This is a genomic window from Microbulbifer sp. SE14, from assembly GCF_059834885.1.
On sequence record NZ_JCBAJA010000005.1, the window covers coordinates 69,511 to 86,463 of the forward strand.

Genomic DNA, 16,953 nt, shown 5'->3' on the forward strand with positions numbered 1-16,953 from the left:
ATGCCGCACCGGACCATCACAGCGGGCCAGATCCCCCGGAGTCCGGCAAAGCAGAATCGGCAAATCAAGCCAGCAAACTCAAGATAGCATCGAGGTAGCCAATGAAGTGTCTGGTGACGGGCAACGCGGGCTTTATCGGCTTCCACGTCGCAAAGAGACTGATGGAACGCGGGGACAGTGTCATAGGGATAGATAGTATCAATGACTACTATGAGACCAGCCTGAAGGAAGACAGGCTGACAGTCCTCCAGCAGACGGCCAGTAAATGCGGCGTGGAATACGAATTCCTTAAGGGGAATATCGCCGACAGACTCTTTGTCGATGAATGCTTTGGGAACCACCGGTTTGACCGGGTCATTCACCTGGCCGCGCAGGCGGGTGTCAGGCACTCGATCGAAAACCCGGCATCCTACACCGAGAGCAATCTCGTCGGCTTCGCCAACATACTCGAGGCCTGCCGCTACGCCGGGACAGCCCACCTGAGCTACGCCAGCACCAGCAGTGTCTACGGGGCCAATACCAGCATGCCGTTCAGCGAAGTTGACGGCGCCGACCACCCGCTGCAGTTCTATGCCGCCACCAAGCGCGCCAACGAGCTGATGGCCCACAGCTACAGCCACCTGTTCAGGTTGCCGACCACCGGTCTGCGTTTTTTCACTGTATACGGCCCCTGGGGGCGTCCGGACATGGCGCTGTTCAAGTTCACCCGATTGATACTGGCCGGGGAGCCCATTCCCGTTTTCAACAACGGGCACCACAGCCGGGACTTCACCTATATCGATGACATAGCAGCGGGCGTGATCAGGGCCAGCGACGACATCGCAGCGCCCGACCCGTCCTGGTCCAGCGACAATCCGTCCCCGGCCAGCAGCAATGCGCCGTTTCGCATCTTCAATATCGGCAACGGCTCTCCCGCGCCGCTCGGCGAGTATATCGACGCACTGGAAGAGAGCCTCGGCATAGAGGCGGTCAGGCAATACCTGCCGCAACAGGAAGGGGATATCCTGGACACCCACGCGGACACGGGCCCCCTGGAAAAGGCCCTGCAGTACAGGGCCAATACCGATATCAGGACGGGGGTTGCGAAATTTGTGGAGTGGTATCGCGACTATTACGGGGTTTGATACGGAGCCTGACCGCGGGGCTCAACTCACCGCCACGCTGCGCAAATCCCAGCGGGTACGGTCTTTTGCATAACCCTTCTCGAGCGACTGCCAGTCGTGCAGGGAAAAATGAAACACCGGCAGCCTGCCCTGCAGTTTTAGCAGCGACCGCCGCAGCCGGCGGACATTGGCCGCGGCGTCGCGACTGCTGAGACGGGAGCGTATCTCGCTCTTGTCGAAATCGATCAGGTAAATCTGGCCGCTGGAAGTCAACAGGATATTGTTGGCGTTGAGATCCGCGTGGTAGACACTCCGCTGGTGGAAGCGGGAGATCAGCTTTCCCAGCCTGGTCCAGGTTTCATCGTCCAGCGGCGCCTCGCAGAGGGTCTCGGCCAGGGTTTTCGAATCGGCGACTTTCTCGGTAATCAATTCACCGCTATAGGCCAGGGACGAGTTCCTGACACAGCGTGCCGCCACGGGCCTGGGCACTGGCAATCCCATAGCCTGCATCTCCCTGAGCAGCTGGAACTCCCGCCACATACGGGTGGTTTCCAGCCGGCCGAACAGGTAGGACTTTTCCACGAAACGCCCGATCATGCCGCCGCGCCGGTAACACTTGAGCACCATCTCCAGGCCGTGGCTTTCGAACATCAGTGCCTTGCCGCGCTCCGACAGGCAACCACGACCGCGGGCTTGCAGCCATTCACTGTCGAACAGCCTGCTGCAATCCTGGTCCAGCAGTTCGTCGTTATAGCAAAACCACGCGTTCCCGCGCTGCAACTCTGTATACCCCACCCCGGCTTCCTCGTTTAAAAGTTTCGCTCTTGTTATATCTGTATCTGTTTGGAAGCCATCCCTGGCGATGCCACCTCCCCCCCCTGCATGAGGAGACGCATCCCGACGCACGGCCACGACCGCACGATCTTATCGTTTTTTAAGCACCGTACAGAAGCGCCCAGGCGCCTATGGCGGGCATAGTTGTACATTTTAACGCCAGTTTCAGCACTGGGACAATTCCTGCCGGGCCGCAGGAAGACATCCACTGACATGGTAAAAGAGGGAGAGACTCGATGCAGGTACCGGGTCACAAGCTGCAAGCGGGCTCATGGGAGCCCCGCGCGCAGCTTGCGCTCCAGCCGGTCCAGCAGCTTGAGCAGCGGCGCGCCCTGCATCGGGTCGTAGCTCCAGGGCTCTCCCAGGTTAGCGCCCCGCACCCGCAGCAGCTCCTCGGCTACCGGCAGTCGCGGTGGTTCAGCGCTGCGCAACTCCTCAACCGTGGATTCGGCCATAAATTCCAGCGGATAGATACCGCAGCGCCGCCGCCACTCCCCATAGCGCAGGGCCAGGGATTTCTGCTTGCCCCGGTAGGCCCGTCCGTTGGGCAGCCACATGGCAAAGGGGGCGCGCAGCCGGCCCATACGGCAGAAGAGGCCGGCCGCCTTGCGGTTGTTGACCGACTCCCCCACCTCGAAGCGCCAGCCGACCTCGCGCAGGCGCCTGGTGCTGGCGATCAAGAGTGCGGAAAACCAGGTTCCGGTGGAGCGCTTTTTCGGGTACCAGAACCACAGGCCCGCGCGCTCGTCGAAGCGGAAATCCCGGTCCTCGGGGCGCCTCAGGGAGATGGCGCGCACAAAGGCGGGGGAGATGAACCCCAGTTTAGGGTCCGCTTCGAAACACTGCCGGAAGCCGCGGATATCGTCCCGGGTCAGCCGGCGCACCATCTGTGTGTCGTCCTGCAGGAAGCAGATCAGCTCGTCCTCACCGGCCATGTCGTAGGCCGCCTGCATATTGGCGTAGAGACCGCCCAGCTTGTGCCCGGTGTCGGCGGTTTTGGAGAGGACCCTGTGACGCTCGCCAATGCGCCTGAGTACTGCGCGCGTCTCTTCGTCATCGCTACCGTCGTCGATCACCGTCAGCCGGCACTCGGGAGCACAGGTTTCGATGGAACGGACACAGTTGTCGAGGAAGGGGCCGCGATTGTAGGAAAAGACAAAGATATGCATTGCTCAGGGTCTCCAGCGTTTGCCGCAACATAACAGATCCCGGGGCACTCCCGGCCCGGCGCCCGCTGCCCACAGGCGGGCCTGCCGGGGAAGTACCGGGCGTTCGCTTTCCGACCGTCGTTGGTATATGCTCGCCGCCGGAGCGCGTGGCCTGCTGCGCGGCGCGCCATTGTATAGTAATCAGCAGCCCCGAGTTTGATCTAGTTTGATGAATCTGTCCCTGATACTGACCACCTACAATTCCCCCCGCTGGTTGGAAAAGGTGCTCTGGGGCTACAGCTGCCAGACGGAACTGCCGCTGGAAGTCATCGTCGCCGATGACGGTTCCACCCCGGAGACCGCCGAGCTGATCCGGCGCATGCGCGCCGAGACGGGACTCGATATTCGCCATGTCTGGCAGCGGGACGACGGCTTCCGCAAGTGCCGGATACTGAACAAGGCCGTACTCCACGCCAGGGGCGACTATGTGGTCTTCACTGACGGCGACTGCGTGCCGCGCCGAGATTTCCTCGCCGTGCACAAGCGCCGCGCCGAGCCGGGCCACTTCCTGTCCGGGAGTTATTTCAAGCTTCCCATGAGCGCCAGCGAGGCGATCACCCGCGACGATATCGAGAGCGGCCGCTGTTTCGAGCTACCGTGGCTGCGCGAGCACGGCCTGAAGAGCCGACGCAAGACCATGAAGCTGCGCGCCAGCCCCCGCTGGGCCCCGCTGCTGAACCGCCTCACCCCCACCGCCTGCAACCTCAAGGGCTCCAACGCCTCTGTATGGCTGGAGGACATCCTCAAGGTGAACGGCTTCGACGAGCGCATGGCCTGGGGCGGACTGGATCGCGAATTCGGCGTGCGCCTGATCAACGCCGGCATCGTACCGCGGCATGTGCGCTACGATGCGATCTGTGTGCACCTGGACCACCCCCGCGGCTACGCGGACCGGGACATAGTGGCCCGCAACAAGGCCCTGCGTATCCGCCATGCAAAAGAAGGACTCATCGAGACGCCCTGCGGCATACAGCAGCTGCTGGACGCCGGCTACCGGCCCGAAAGCGCCTAAAAGCACCTCCCCGAGACATTAGCCACCCGCCTATGGACAATTCCCAGCCCCTCTCGAAATGGTACGACCCGCTGGTCAGCCGCTTCCTGCGCCTGGCCGCCAGCGGCTGGGTACCTGCCTCCCTGTTCCAGGAGCCGCTGCCGCCGGAGAGCGAGCGGGCGGCGCGCACCGGCGTGCTGGATATCGAGATCGTCAGCCACTGTTGGCAGTACGCCCACTTCCTGGTCTACCAGTTGAGTTCGCTGGTGCTGTATCCGCCGACCAGGGCGACGGTCACCATGACCGTCTACTACAACGGCGAGGACGCACGCACCCGCGCACTGCTCGATTTCTTCTCCCGTCAGCAGGTTCCCGGCATCACCTGGAACTGGCGCGAACTCCCAAAGGCCTCCCTGTTCCGCCGCGCCATAGGCCGCAACCAGGCGGCCCTGAACAGCCGCGCGGACTGGGTCTGGTTTACCGACTGCGACCTGATGTTCCGCCGGGGCTGCCTGGACGGGCTCGCGGACGCACTACAGGGGCGCAGGGATGCGCTGGTCTTCCCGGCCAGCGAGCGCATCACCACCCTGCTGGCGGACGACGACCCCATGTTCAATTTCGATCCGGAGCAGCTGCGGGTGGTGGATATCGACGATTCCCGCTTTGTCGAGCAGCGCCGCACCCGGGCCACGGGCCCGCTGCAGATCACCCACGGCGATATCGCCCGGGCCGCCGGCTACTGCGACAGCCTGCACTACTATCAAAAGCCGGCGGAGAAATGGTGCAAGGCCCACGAGGATCGCGCCTTCCGCTGGCTGCTGGGCACCCAGGGAGAGGCGGTGGACATTCCCGGTGTCTACCGCATCCGCCATATCAGCAAGGGGCGCTATACCGGCAGCAGGCTCAGTACGCAGATTCGCAGCGGCGTGCGCAAGGCCACCTCGGAGCTATAGAGCGTAACCATAGCGCGCGGCGGCCAGTTCCAGCTCGCGGCGGGTGGCGTCCGGCAGCAGGTCCAGGGTGATATCGCTGCGCTTGCGGCCGCGGGTGTTGACATTCCTGGGCAGTTCCTCGAACACCCTCTCGACGGCATCCGGATCACAGGGGAACTCGATGCGCGCGAGCATCTCCAGCAGCAGGTCGAGATCGAAGTCCTCCATGCGGTAGCGCAGATAGGGTCTCCCTCCCACCCGGGACTCGACCAGCCCATTCCAGCCGATCCAGAAACGCGCCAGCAGATCCACCTGTTGCGGGAGCGGCAGCCGGGCAAAGCTCTCCCTTCGGTAGCGGGGAAGCTGCGGCAGGTGGCGGTGGCGCAGGCGGCCGTGCACCCAGCCCTTCTTCTGGCGCGAGCGGATAAACTCCAGCGGGTGGCGCAACTGGTGGAACACCAGGATGTCGTCCGGCAACAGCGGCAGCAGCGGGGCCGCCTCCCAGGCCGCCTCGCCGTACGGCGGCGCGGGCCATTGCAGGGGCCGCCAGCCGGCGCGGGCCAGGTACTCGGCCAGGCGCGAGGGGCGCTTACCGGTAAAGAACTTCTCGTGGGTGCAGGTGCAGCCCAACCGGCTCAGCAGCTCGGCGATATAGGTGGTGCCGGAGCGGCCGCAGCCGGTGATTACAAACTGTCTGGTCATACAGGTACGGGACGGCGCGCATGGCACCGACATCTCTCAATGTGTTGCTCACGCGCGTCCCGTCGCGCTGCTGTTCGGCGCCGCCCCCAAAATCCTGCGGCGCGAAAATCATTTATTGTATATACCGGTGCCTGACAGTAAAAGCTACGCAACGGACTCAGCGGCTGGCGGCGCCGCACATCAGGTCCTCGATTTCCTCCACCAGGCACGCCAGGGCGCCGCTGTTCTGTTCCGCCACCTCGCGCCCGCGCTCGCCGGCGGTGCAGCGCGCACTTTCATCGCGCAGCCATGCCGCCGAGTGCCGCGCCAGTTGCCCCGTATCCTCCGCCACTTTCATCGCGCCGGCATCCCTCAGCAGCCCGGAAACGGTTAAGAAGTTGCGCAGGTGGGGACCGCAGACAACCGGCACACCCCAGGCGGCGGGCTCGATCATATTGTGCCCACCCACCGGCACGAGGCTGCCGCCCACGAAGGCCAGGTCACAGGCGCCATAGAATTTCAGCAGTTCGCCCATGGTGTCGCCGAGCAGTATCTGGCAATCCGGGCCAGGCGGGCCGCCGTCGCTGCGGCGCAACAATTTGAAGCCGCGCTCGCGGCACAGGCGCGCAACGCCGTCGAAGCGCTCCGGGTGGCGCGGCACCAGCACCAATAGCAATTGGGGGAATTCCCGGCGCAACGTCTCGAAGGCGTCCAGGACGATTTCATCCTCCCCGGCGTGGGTACTGGCGGCCAGCCAGATCGGCCGCTCCCCCGGCCCCCGCCACTGGTGGGCCAGCGCCTGTGCCTCGCTGACCATACCGCTGTCGATATGCAGGTCGAACTTGATATTGCCGGCCACCCTCACCCGCTCGGGCGGCAGGCCCAAGGACACGAAGCGCTCGGCGTCCGCCGGGTACTGGGCCACCACGCGGGTCAGGTTACCGAGCATGGAGCGACTGAAGCCGGGAAAGCGGGCGTAGCCTTTCGCAGATTTTTCACTCAGGCGGGCGTTGGCCACCAGGGTGGGGATTCCCCGCTCCGCGCAACTGGCGAGCATGTTTGGCCACAGCTCGGTTTCGATCGATACCAGGGCGTTCGGCCGCAGCGCATTGAGGAACGGGGTGAGGCACTCGGGAAGATCGAAGGGCAGGTAATAGTGCAGCAGGCGCGCCCCCAGCAACGGCTCCAGTGCATCGTGCACCCGCTGGGAGCCGGTGGGCGTGGTGGTGGTCACCAGCCACTGCCAGTCGCCGTGGCGCGCCACCAGCTCCCTGATCAGCGGCACCGCCGCCAGGGTTTCCCCAACGGATACCGAGTGTACCCACAACAGCGGCGCCTTGCTCTGCCGCGCCGGCACCACGCCAAAGCGCTCGTACCAGCGGCGGCGGTAGCCCGGGGCCCGCGCAGGCACACGGCCAAAGCGCTCGCGCCAGCGCTTGCGATAGGCGGGGTCGTCCCGCCCGCGCCACCACAGACGCAGCAGGGCAAGGGGAATGGCGGCACGAAATAACCAGGTGTAGAGAGTGCGCATCGGTGGGAAATTAAACTCGATTAATCCTTCAGCCCAGAGCGGCGGAGGCGCCGCCTGTACGCGATGCGGCTCCGCTGCCTATAATGATCGCCCTTTCCGGGAATCGCCCATCATACCATCGACCGGACAATTACCACTTCTGCAATCGGAGTTGAGCCTTTGAAGGTAGTGCAACTGCTGCCCGCCTTGAACTCGGGCGGGGTTGAGCGCGGCACCGTGGATTTTGCCCGCGCCCTGGTCGCCGCCGGGCACGAGTCCATCGTCATTTCCAGCGGCGGCCGCATGGTCGCACAGCTGGAGTGCGAGGGCTCGCGGCATATCGTCATGCCGATCCACAAGAAATCCCTCACCAGCCTGTTGCAGGTGCGCCCGCTGCGCAGACTGCTGGGCGAATTGCAGGCGGACATAGTGCACGTGCGCTCGCGGGTACCGGCCTGGCTCACTTACCTGGCCTGGAGAAAAATGCCGGCGGCCACGCGCCCGCGCCTGGTCAGCACCGCTCACGGTCTCTATTCGATCAACCGCTACAGCGCCATCATGGCGAAGGGTGAGCAGGTGATCGCGATTTCCGAGTGCGTGCGCGATTACCTGTTGGAAAATTACCCGAAGGATTTGCAGAGGCCGCCGCAGATTGTTTACCGCGGCGTGGACACGCGCGAGTTTTATCCCGAACTGCAGCTGCCGGACAACTGGCTGGAAAATACCTGCGGCGAGTTCCCGCAGCTGCGCGGCAAGCGCTGGCTGCTGCTGCCCGGACGCCTGACGCGCTGGAAGGGCCAGGAGGATTTTGTCGACCTGATGGCGCGTCTCGCGGATAAATATGCGGATATCCACGGTGTGATTCTCGGCGGCAGCGAGCCGGACAAGGCGCACTACGAGGAAGAATTAAAGCAGCGGGTGCACAATCTCGGCATCGAGAATCACGTGACTTTTGTCGGCCACCGCGCGGATATCCGCTACTGGTACAGGCAGTCTACCCTGGTGTTCAACCTGTCCCAGCGCCCGGAGCCCTTCGGCCGCACCGTGATCGAGGCCGCGGCCATAGGCACACCGGTGGTCGGATACGATATCGGCGGGCCGGCGGAATCCCTGCGCGCCTGCTTTCCCCCGGGGCTGGTGGACAAATCAGATCCGGAGGCCCTCTGCGAGACGGTGTGCAGGTTGCTGGAAAATCCCAGCGCAAAGGCGCAACTCACAGCGGAATTTACCCTGGAGAGACAGGCCAAACACACCATTGAGATCTATCAGTCGCTGCTCGCCGAGCGAGCGGCGCGCCGTGATTTACATGAGGCGCACCGTGATTGACCTGAGCCACAGCGAGCCCTTCGCCAGCGGCGGCAACCGCCTCTGCTTTCGCCACCCGCAGGATCCCAATCTGTGCGTCAAGGTAATGCGCCCGGGGCGCACCGCGGAGCTGCGCGCGCGCGCGCCCTGGTACAAGCGCTGGCGCGGCGAGGGCAGCTTCGACGATAACCTGCGCGAACTGGAGGGCTACAGCCAGCGCGCCCTGCATCACCAAGGCGAGGCCCTGTGGCGGCACCTGCCGCGCTGGTATGGCATTCGGGAGACCAGCCTGGGGCCGGGTGCTGTCACCGATATGATCCTCGATAGTGAGGGAGAACCGGCACCGACCCTGCGCCAATACCTGAACCGGCACGGGCTGGACCGCGAGGTGCGCGCATCGCTGCAGCGCTTTGCCGAATGGCTTCTGGAAAACAAGGTACTGACCAAGAACCTGATCGCGCACAACCTGGTACTACGCGAGGAGCGCGGACAGCTGGAACTCTACCTGATCGACGGCCTCGGCAGTGCCGCCGCCCTGCCGCTGCCGGAGATATCCAACTACTTTGCCGAACGCTATATCCGCCGCCGCATCGAGCGCATGTGGCTGCGGGTGGAGTGGGAGATCTCCGACAAGAAGGTGCCCTGGCGCAAATTTGAGGCGCGCGGGCTGAAGCGTCCGCGCTGATTCGAAATCAGCGGACCGGCAGGCCGCAGCGATGCAGCAGGGCCCGCGCGCACACCAGGTACTGGTTGAGCGGTTCGCGGGTCGGCTCGAAGGGCGCGGTCACCTCCTCCACCCGGTCAGTGACCAGCCCCTGATCCACCAGCCTCTGCACCGCGGCGCGCACCTTGTTCGCGCGGCCCTTGCTCGGTACACGGATGATGCCCACCCGCGCGCGGCTCTGCAGCGACTCGAACACCATGGAGATGCTGTCCTCGGTGACCCAGATCTGCTCCGCGGCGGCCATCTGCTCCTGCACCCATCCGGGTGGACAATCACGCCAGTGCACAAGCTGCGCGCCGATGATCGACTCCAGGCTTCCCGCCGGCGTGCGGCGGCTGTCGGACAGATGCCATTCGAGCGGCTCCGCCAGCAGTCGCTGCACCTTTTGCTGCAGCGACTGCGCATCCCAGGAAAAGTGCCTGCTCGGCCCGCCGATCAGTATCAAGCCACGTCCCGGCTGCATCCTGTCCAGTTGCAGCGGCTCGGTCAGCGCACCCTGGCTGAGGATGATATTGGCCAGCGGTGGTGGGCGGTCGTGCTCCGGCACTATGGCGAAATCGAACCAGCGAAACGGCAGCAACGGCAGGTTGATCGGCACCGCGCGGCCTCCGTAGCGCCGGCGCGCCATCAGCATCGGCCAGCGGCTGCCGCTGCCGGCCCCGACCAAAAAGTCAGGCGGCGGCAGGTCGCGCAGCTCCAGTGGATCACTGAGCAACAACCGGGAGGCTGAAATCGCAGGGGGTATATCGAAGGCGTCCAGAGGCCCGGCAAAGCTGCCGCGCAGGCCGGCCACCAGCGCCGCACTCTGCTTTTCGTGGGCGCGGTTGCCGTCCAGGAAGCGCCAGACCGTCAAATGCAAGGAAATAGCCTCAAACTATCGGGAAGGGGTGGAAGCATAGCCCAGCTGCCCGGCGCAATTGAAGCCCGGGCCATTCGGGAATCTCCATCAAACTCGGGTACAATTGCCGCGATTTGGCGCCAGGCAAGGCAATTGATCCATCACCTCATCGACTGGAGTTGAGACAAGCGAATGAATGTAACTGTATTTGGCACCGGCTATGTGGGCCTGGTTCAGGCGGCGGTACTGGCCGAAGCCGGCCACAAGGTCATCTGTATCGATATCGATGAGGGCAAGATAGAGACGCTCAACAAGGGCCTGGTCCCCATTTATGAGCCCGGCCTGACACCGCTGGTGGAGCGCAACCTGTCCACGCGAAACCTGCAGTTCACCACCGACGCCAAAACCGGCGTGGAGCACGGCGAGATCATCTTTATCGCCGTGGGCACGCCGCCGGACGAGGACGGCTCCGCGGACCTGCGCCATGTGCTGACCGTGGCCAGGACCATCGCCGGGCATATGGGCGAGCCGAAGATCGTCGTCAACAAGTCCACCGTACCGGTGGGCACCGCCGACAAGGTGCGCGAGACCATCAAAGGCGAGCTGGAAGAGCGCGGCGAGGGAGACCTGGCGTTCCACGTGGTCTCCAACCCGGAATTCCTCAAGGAGGGCTCCGCGGTCGCCGACTGCACGCGCCCGGACCGGATCATCATCGGCACCGACAGCGCAGAGGCGGCGGAGGCGCTGCGCCAGCTGTACGCGCCCTTCAACCGCAACCACGAAAAGATCATGGCCATGGATGTGCGCAGCGCCGAGCTGACCAAGTACGCAGCCAACTGCATGCTGGCCACCAAGATCAGCTTTATGAACGAGATGGCGGAGATCGCCGATCGCGTCGGCGCGGATATCGAACACGTGCGCCAGGGCATAGGCTCGGACCCGCGCATCGGCTACCAGTTCATCTACGCCGGTATCGGCTACGGCGGCTCCTGTTTCCCGAAGGACGTCAAGGCGCTGATTACCACCGCCAGCAACCTGGACATAGCCCCGGAAATACTGGCGTCGGTGGAACAGAGAAACCAGCGACAGAAGCACTATCTGATGGACAAGATAGAAACGCACTTCGGCGGGGACCTCAGCGGCAGGACCTTCGCCCTCTGGGGCCTGGCGTTCAAGCCCAACACCGACGACATGCGCGAGGCGCCGAGCAGGGTGTTGATGGAGGCATTGTGGCAGCGCGGCGCCAGGGTGCAGGCGTTCGACCCGCAGGCGATGGAGGAGTGCCAGCGCATCTACGGCGTGCGTGAGGATTTGCAGCTGTGCGGCACCAAGGAGAGCGCCCTGGCCGGCGCCGACGCCCTGATCGTCGCCACCGAGTGGCAGCAGTTCAAGGCCATAGACGTCAAGGCCGTCACCTCCGGCCTGAAGAAGCCGGTCGTCTTCGACGGCCGCAACCTGTACGACCCGAAACAGCTGGCGCGAGACGGCATAGAGTACTACTGCGTCGGCCGGCCGCAGGTGAAGGTATAGGGAATACCGCCAGGTCAAGGGCTTCGACCCGGCTTACATTGTGCCGAGGAAAAGGTTTATTGGCCGCTTAACTGAGTGCCGCTCGTGTCGGGCATCACTTCAGTAGTTCGCAGAGCCCGTATTCGTCGAACACTGCGCGGATCTTGGCATCGTTGCCGCCGCGCTTCCCCCAGTTCTCATCCTGCAGGGCCACCAGCTGCGAACCGCCGACGGTAAAAAAACGCCGGGTCCAGTCGCGCGGGTCCACCACCCTGGAGCAAGGGGTCCCCTTCAACAGGCTCATCGCCTTCAGCCACACATCGTCCGCGCCCGGGCAGAGCGCCATGAATTTCTCCTTGTCGAAGGCGTCCTCGTGCAGCGAGCCGGGGAAATACAGCACGCCGCCCACGCCCGTCGGAAACACCAGTTGCCAGGGTGCCGGCTCGCCGGCACCCCAGCGCCAGTCCAGCTGCCAGTCGCGATAGGGCAACAGGCCTCCCCGCCCATCTAGAACCATTTTGTGGGCCCGGAGGCAGTGGATATGCGCGGGCTCCCGCAGGTAAGCGCGATAGAGCTGGTCGATCATGTCCGGCGGGTAAAGGGTGTCATCATCCACGGTGATGATCAGGCTGCCGGGAAAGCGGTCGAAGGCGTAGAAATATTTTGTGTAGGGCCCCAGGTCCTCCACAAAGAAGACCTGCAGCCCCCGTCGCTGCTGGCGGACCAGGCTTTCCGGCAGTACCTTGCCGGGAAAATGCTCAGTGGACAGCCACAGCACGATCGCATCCGCTTTCACCCACTGCCGGAACAGGCTCTCGATGGTCAGGTAGACATCGTCGATGCGCTTGTCGAAGGAGGTCAGGGATACGACGATGTTGTGCTCTTTATCATTGCCCACACCGGGCTCACTTCCAGCCAGCGCCTGCTGCGTCAACAGCTGTGCGCGCACCATGGATTCGAGCGCCAGGTTGTTTCTGGCATCGTGTTTTTGCAGGCGTTTTTTCAGGAAGTGTTGGAACATAAGGGAGGCCAGTAACTGTTGATTTTCCGCTCTTTCGCGGCCGTCCATGTCTACGCTTGCACTTTTTATCCTTGATGTTCAGCACTCCTCCCTGGAGACAATCCCAATATATAGGCCACCGCCGCCCCCTCTGGACAAAATCGGAGCGACGCATGGAAACATTGGGCGGGGCATTGGCGAATGGACAAAGCCGCCCTTCGATAGCCGGCGAAGCGGCGACCGAAGGACGGCCATTCTATGAGAAGATGATCGGCGGCTCTACAGACAGCTGAAGCCGATGTGAGCGATTGCACACCGGCGGCAACAGCCACCGGGAGAGGGGGCTAGACCGCCGCCAGGCGGCCCGTTTCGCCGAGACTGGCTTCGGCCACGTCGCTCAACCAGCCCAGGTGCGCCTGGCTCCTGCCCTGCACCACGTCGAAGTAGAGCTGCTGCAGCCGCCTAGTGATGGGGCCGCGGCGGCCGGCGCCTATGGTGCGGCCATCCAGCATGCGGATCGGCAGCACCTCGGCGGCGGTGCCGGTGAAGAAGGCCTCGTCGGCGATATAGACCTCGTCGCGGGTGATGCGCTTCTCCACCACCTGGTAGCCGCACTCCCGCGCCAGCTCGATCACCGAGTTGCGGGTGATGCCGTCCAGGCAGGAGGTGAGCTCCGGCGTGTAGAGGACGCCGTCGCTGACGATAAAGATATTCTCGCCGCTGCCCTCGGCCACATAGCCCTCCGGGTCCAGCAGCAGCGCTTCCTCGCAGCCGTTGCGGATCGCCTCCTGCAGGGCCAGCATCGAGTTGATGTAGTTGCCGTTGGCCTTGGCCTTGCACATGCTGATGTTCACGTGGTGGCGGGTGTAGGAGGAGGTGTTCACCTTGATCCCCAACTCCCGCGCCTCCGGACTCATATAGCTGGGCCACTCCCAGGCGGCGACGATCACGTGGGTCTGCAGGCTGTCGGCACGCAGGCCCATGCCTTCGGAGCCGTAGAACGCCATGGGGCGCAGGTAGGCCTCGCTCAGGTTGTTCTCGCGCACCACCAGCTTCTGGGCCTCGTTCAGCTGCTCGGCGTCGAAGGGCATGGGCATGTTCATGATCTTGGCGGAACGGAACAGCCGCCGGGTGTGGTCCTGCAGGCGGAAGATGCTGGTGCCGCCCTCTGCCTGAGCGCCTGCGGCGGATTTCGTTTGATAGGCGCGCACGCCCTCGAAGACGCCCATTCCATAGTGCAGGGTGTGGGTGAGTACGTGAACGCGCGCGTCGCGCCAGGGAACCAACTCGCCGTCAAACCAGATAACGCCGTCGCGGTCGGCAAAAGACATGGGGAAACTCCTACAGATCCTGAAAAACAGTTTAATCAGGCAACACACTCTTAACCTTAGTCGGCCGCGGGCGCTTAACCTTGATTGGCCGCGGGCACTTGCGCCGGCTTCAGCCGAGTAATTGCTGCCAGTTTGTTTGAACGGTCTTTCTTTCCGCTGTGAATTGGTCACCGTTAACCACTCCCGGCAATTGTTGTAGTGCCAGGCGATGACCTTCAGATCGGTAGGCTTTGTAGGCGTCGATCAGATGCTCGGCTTGGTGGGCCGGCATCAGGCCCGTGTCGCTAAGACTCTCGAGAATGCGGATATTGTCGGTGAAACGCACTATCGACGGCGCTTTGTGCGCCCAGGCCAGTGCTGCATATTGAACCATAAATTCGATATCGACAATACCGCCCGGCCCCTGCTTCAGGTCGAAGTTTTTATCGTTGCTCTTATCCAGGTGCGCGCGCATCTTGTCGCGCATGGCGACCACTTCCCCGCGCAATTTTTTCTCGTCCCGCGCCTCACAGAGCAATTGCAGGCGCAGCTGCTCGAAGGCGGCGCTGAGCCGTGCGCTTCCCGCCACCGGCCGTGCGCGCACCAGGGCCTGGTGCTCCCAGGTCCAGGCGCTCTCGCGCTGGTACTTCTCGAAGGCGGCCAGCGAGGTCACCAGCAGGCCGGAGTTGCCGGACGGGCGCAGGCGCGTGTCCACCTCGTAGAGGGGGCCGCTCAGGGTGCGGGTCTGCAGAATATGGATCAGGCGCTGGGCCAGGCGGGTGTAGAAGCGCAGGTTGTCGATGCTGGCTTCGCCATCGGTGTTTTTCATCGGGTCGGCGTCGTGCACGAAGACGATATCCAGGTCGGAGCCGTGCCCCAGCTCCAGGCCGCCGAGCTTGCCGTAGGCGATGATCGCGAAGCGCATATCCTCCGCCGAGGCCCCCTCCGGCAGACCGTGTTTTTCCGCCAGCTGCGCCCAGGCCAGTTGCAGGGACTGCTGCAGTATCGCCTCCGCCAGCCAGGTCAGGGAATCGCTGACCTTCATCAGCGGCAGGGCGCCGCTGACCTCCTGGGCGGCGATGCGCAGGCTCTGGCTCTGCTTGAAGTGGCGCAGCGCCTCCATCTGCGCCTCCAGGTCCGAGGGATCCACCCGCAGCAGTTCGCGGCGCAGTTCGTCGGCGATATCGGCGGCGCTGGCCGGCGCCAGCAGGCGGCGCGAGTCCAGCAGCTCGTCCAGCAGTATCGGATGGCGCGCCAGCTGCCCGGCGATCCAGGGGGAGGCGGAGCAGAGGCGCAGCAGCTGGCTCAGCACCGGCGGGTTTTCGTTGATCAGCACCAGGTAGGCGCTGCGGCGCAATACCGCGCGCACCAGCGGCAGCACCCTTGTCAGGGCCAGCAGCGGCGGTTCTTCCTGCGCGGCGGCGGCCAGCAGCAGCGGCATAAACTGGTCCAGGCGCTCGCGCGCCGCTGTGGGCAGGGTTGCCACCAGCGGGGCGCCGCGCAGGTCCGCCAGCAGGTCCAGCGCCTCCCGTGCCGGCGCGTAGCCGCAAGCTTCCAGGGTCTGCAGGTTGGCCTCCGCGGCGAGCTCCCCGACGCAGCTGGCCCAGAGGCCCTCCCACTCCTCCGCCGCGCTGGGCTCGGCTATCTCCTCCGGCGGCGCTATGACCGCGTCGAACTCCCGTTCGATCACCGCGCGCTGCGCCGCCAGCTCCGTCAACAGCTGATCCCAGCCGTCGCGGCCGAGGGCGAAGGCCAGCTTCTGCCGCCGCTCCCCCTCCGCCGGCAATGTCTGCGTCTGCCGGTCGCGCTCCGCCTGCAGCGCGTGCTCCACCCTGCGCAGCAGCAGGTAGGCGTCCGCCAGCTGCCCGGCGACGCCCGCCTTCAGATGGCCGTCGCTCTCCAGCAGCGGCAACAGTTTCAGCAGGTTGCGCTCGCGCAGGGCCGGCTCGCGGCCGCCGCGGATCAGCTGGAAGGCCTGGGCGATAAACTCCACTTCGCGGATGCCGCCGCGGCCCAGCTTGATATTGTCGCTGAGACCGCGGGCGCGCACCTGGCGCTGGATCAGCGCCTTCATCTCGCGCAGCGCATCGATCGCACTGAAGTCGATATAGCGGCGGTAGGTAAAGGGCCGCAGCAGCTCCATCAGTTCCGCGGCGGCGACCTCGTCGCCGGCCACGGGGCGCGCTTTGACCATCGCGTAGCGCTCCCACTCCCGGCCCTGGGTCTGGTAGTAGTCCTCCAGCGCCGCGAAGTGGCTCACCAGTGGGCCGCTGTCGCCGTAAGGGCGCAGGCGCATATCGACACGGAACACGAAGCCGTCGGCGGTGATCGCATCCAGGGATTTGATCAGGCGCTGGCCGAGGCGCTGGAAGAATTTCTGGTTTTCGATGCTGTTGTCGCCATCTGTCTCGCCCGGTTCCGGATAGGCGAAGATCAGGTCGATGTCCGAGGACAGGTTCAGCTCGCGGGCGCCCAGTTTGCCCATGCCCAGCACCACCAGGGACTGGGCACTGCCGTCGGCGTCCCGCGGCTCGCCGTAGCGGGCGGACAGTTCGCGGTGGTGCCAGGCGAGCGCGGCCCGGATGCAGGTTTCCGCCAGCTCGGTCAGGCGCAGGCAGACCCGCGGTATATCCCACTGGTCGGCGAAGTCGCGGTAGATGGCCTCGGCGGTGACGCGGTTCCTGAGCCGGCGCAGTGCCCGGTCGAGGGCCTCCTCGCTGTCGAATTGATTTGTGTCGATGGTGGCGAGGCCCAGGTCCTCGCTCTGCAGCAGTTCCGGCAGCAGTTCGGGATTGTGGCAGCACTGGCGGTAGAAGAAATCGGAGCCGGCGAAGCTGCGCGCCAGGGTCAGTTGCGAGGATTCATCCTTTAACAGCGCTTCGGTTTTTGCGGCCAGTTCGTCGCCCGCGGATTCGCGCCAGTGGTTCCACCGGTCATCGAATTGTTGCTGGAACTGTGGTGGGCAGGATTCAAATCCTAGTGGCATTTTTTGACTTCCTATCGCGGCA

General features: G+C 64.3%; 14 protein-coding genes. 6 read left to right on the plus strand and 8 right to left on the minus strand.

The window, feature by feature from the left end; genetic code table 11:
* The first annotated feature begins 101 nt into the window (after positions 1-101).
* Positions 102-1,124, plus strand: coding sequence for an NAD-dependent epimerase (locus tag AC6R19_RS05310; RefSeq protein ID WP_500578663.1), 1,023 nt, complete (start codon positions 102-104; stop codon positions 1,122-1,124).
* A gap of 21 nt (positions 1,125-1,145) precedes the next feature.
* On the opposite strand, the gene AC6R19_RS05315 is transcribed toward AC6R19_RS05310, so the two are convergent.
* Both AC6R19_RS05315 and AC6R19_RS05320 read right to left on the minus strand, forming a co-directional pair.
* A complete protein-coding gene (locus AC6R19_RS05315; protein ID WP_500578665.1) occupies positions 1,146-1,898 on the minus strand; it encodes a 3-deoxy-D-manno-octulosonic acid kinase in 753 nt (250 codons plus the stop codon).
* A 308-nt stretch (positions 1,899-2,206) separates the two neighbouring features.
* Positions 2,207-3,106: a glycosyltransferase family A protein gene (locus AC6R19_RS05320; protein WP_500578666.1), complete on the minus strand. Its 900-nt coding sequence runs from the start codon at positions 3,104-3,106 to the stop codon at positions 2,207-2,209.
* 208 nt (positions 3,107-3,314) lie between these two features.
* Here AC6R19_RS05320 and AC6R19_RS05325 point away from each other — a divergent pair, with 208 nt between their 5' ends.
* Both AC6R19_RS05325 and AC6R19_RS05330 read left to right on the plus strand, forming a co-directional pair.
* Complete coding sequence (locus AC6R19_RS05325; RefSeq protein WP_500578667.1) at positions 3,315-4,157, plus strand: glycosyltransferase family 2 protein; 843 nt, start codon at positions 3,315-3,317, stop codon at positions 4,155-4,157.
* Between the two features lie 32 nt (positions 4,158-4,189).
* Positions 4,190-5,089, plus strand: coding sequence for a glycosyltransferase family A protein (locus tag AC6R19_RS05330; RefSeq protein ID WP_500578669.1), 900 nt, complete (start codon positions 4,190-4,192; stop codon positions 5,087-5,089).
* On the opposite strand, the gene AC6R19_RS05335 is transcribed toward AC6R19_RS05330, so the two are convergent.
* Both AC6R19_RS05335 and waaA read right to left on the minus strand, forming a co-directional pair.
* On the minus strand, positions 5,084-5,770 hold the full coding sequence (locus tag AC6R19_RS05335) for a hypothetical protein (protein WP_500578670.1): 687 nt from the start codon (positions 5,768-5,770) through the stop codon (positions 5,084-5,086). The genes AC6R19_RS05330 and AC6R19_RS05335 overlap by 6 nt on opposite strands.
* Before the next feature lie 157 nt (positions 5,771-5,927).
* Positions 5,928-7,280 carry a lipid IV(A) 3-deoxy-D-manno-octulosonic acid transferase gene (gene waaA / locus AC6R19_RS05340; protein ID WP_500578672.1) on the minus strand — a complete coding sequence of 451 codons (1,353 nt, stop codon included), beginning with the start codon at positions 7,278-7,280 and terminating at the stop codon, positions 5,928-5,930.
* Positions 7,281-7,448: 168 nt separating this feature from the next.
* On the opposite strand from waaA, the gene AC6R19_RS05345 reads away from it, so the two are divergent.
* Positions 7,449-8,585, plus strand: coding sequence for a glycosyltransferase family 4 protein (locus AC6R19_RS05345; RefSeq protein WP_500578807.1), 1,137 nt, complete (start codon positions 7,449-7,451; stop codon positions 8,583-8,585).
* A complete protein-coding gene (locus tag AC6R19_RS05350; RefSeq protein ID WP_500578673.1) occupies positions 8,578-9,249 on the plus strand; it encodes a YrbL family protein in 672 nt (223 codons plus the stop codon). Before AC6R19_RS05345 ends, AC6R19_RS05350 begins: the two co-directional genes overlap by 8 nt.
* A 7-nt stretch (positions 9,250-9,256) precedes the next feature.
* On the opposite strand, the gene AC6R19_RS05355 is transcribed toward AC6R19_RS05350, so the two are convergent.
* Complete coding sequence (locus AC6R19_RS05355; protein WP_500578674.1) at positions 9,257-10,147, minus strand: ELM1/GtrOC1 family putative glycosyltransferase; 891 nt, start codon at positions 10,145-10,147, stop codon at positions 9,257-9,259.
* Positions 10,148-10,318: 171 nt separating this feature from the next.
* Between AC6R19_RS05355 and AC6R19_RS05360 the strand changes: the two genes are divergently transcribed.
* On the plus strand, positions 10,319-11,656 hold the full coding sequence (locus tag AC6R19_RS05360; RefSeq protein WP_500578675.1) for a UDP-glucose dehydrogenase family protein: 1,338 nt from the start codon (positions 10,319-10,321) through the stop codon (positions 11,654-11,656).
* A gap of 94 nt (positions 11,657-11,750) precedes the next feature.
* Here the strand turns inward: AC6R19_RS05360 and AC6R19_RS05365 are convergent, their stop codons facing one another.
* The 3 genes from AC6R19_RS05365 to glnE all read right to left on the minus strand — a co-directional run bounded on the left by AC6R19_RS05365 (position 11,751) and on the right by glnE (position 16,931).
* Entirely contained in the window at positions 11,751-12,656 is a 906-nt protein-coding gene (locus tag AC6R19_RS05365; protein WP_500578677.1) for a glycosyltransferase family A protein, read from the minus strand.
* 323 nt (positions 12,657-12,979) lie between these two features.
* Entirely contained in the window at positions 12,980-13,966 is a 987-nt protein-coding gene (locus tag AC6R19_RS05370; protein ID WP_500578678.1) for a branched-chain amino acid transaminase, read from the minus strand.
* A 109-nt stretch (positions 13,967-14,075) separates the two neighbouring features.
* A complete protein-coding gene (gene glnE, locus AC6R19_RS05375; protein WP_500578679.1) occupies positions 14,076-16,931 on the minus strand; it encodes a bifunctional [glutamate--ammonia ligase]-adenylyl-L-tyrosine phosphorylase/[glutamate--ammonia-ligase] adenylyltransferase in 2,856 nt (951 codons plus the stop codon).
* Positions 16,932-16,953 lie beyond the last annotated feature (22 nt).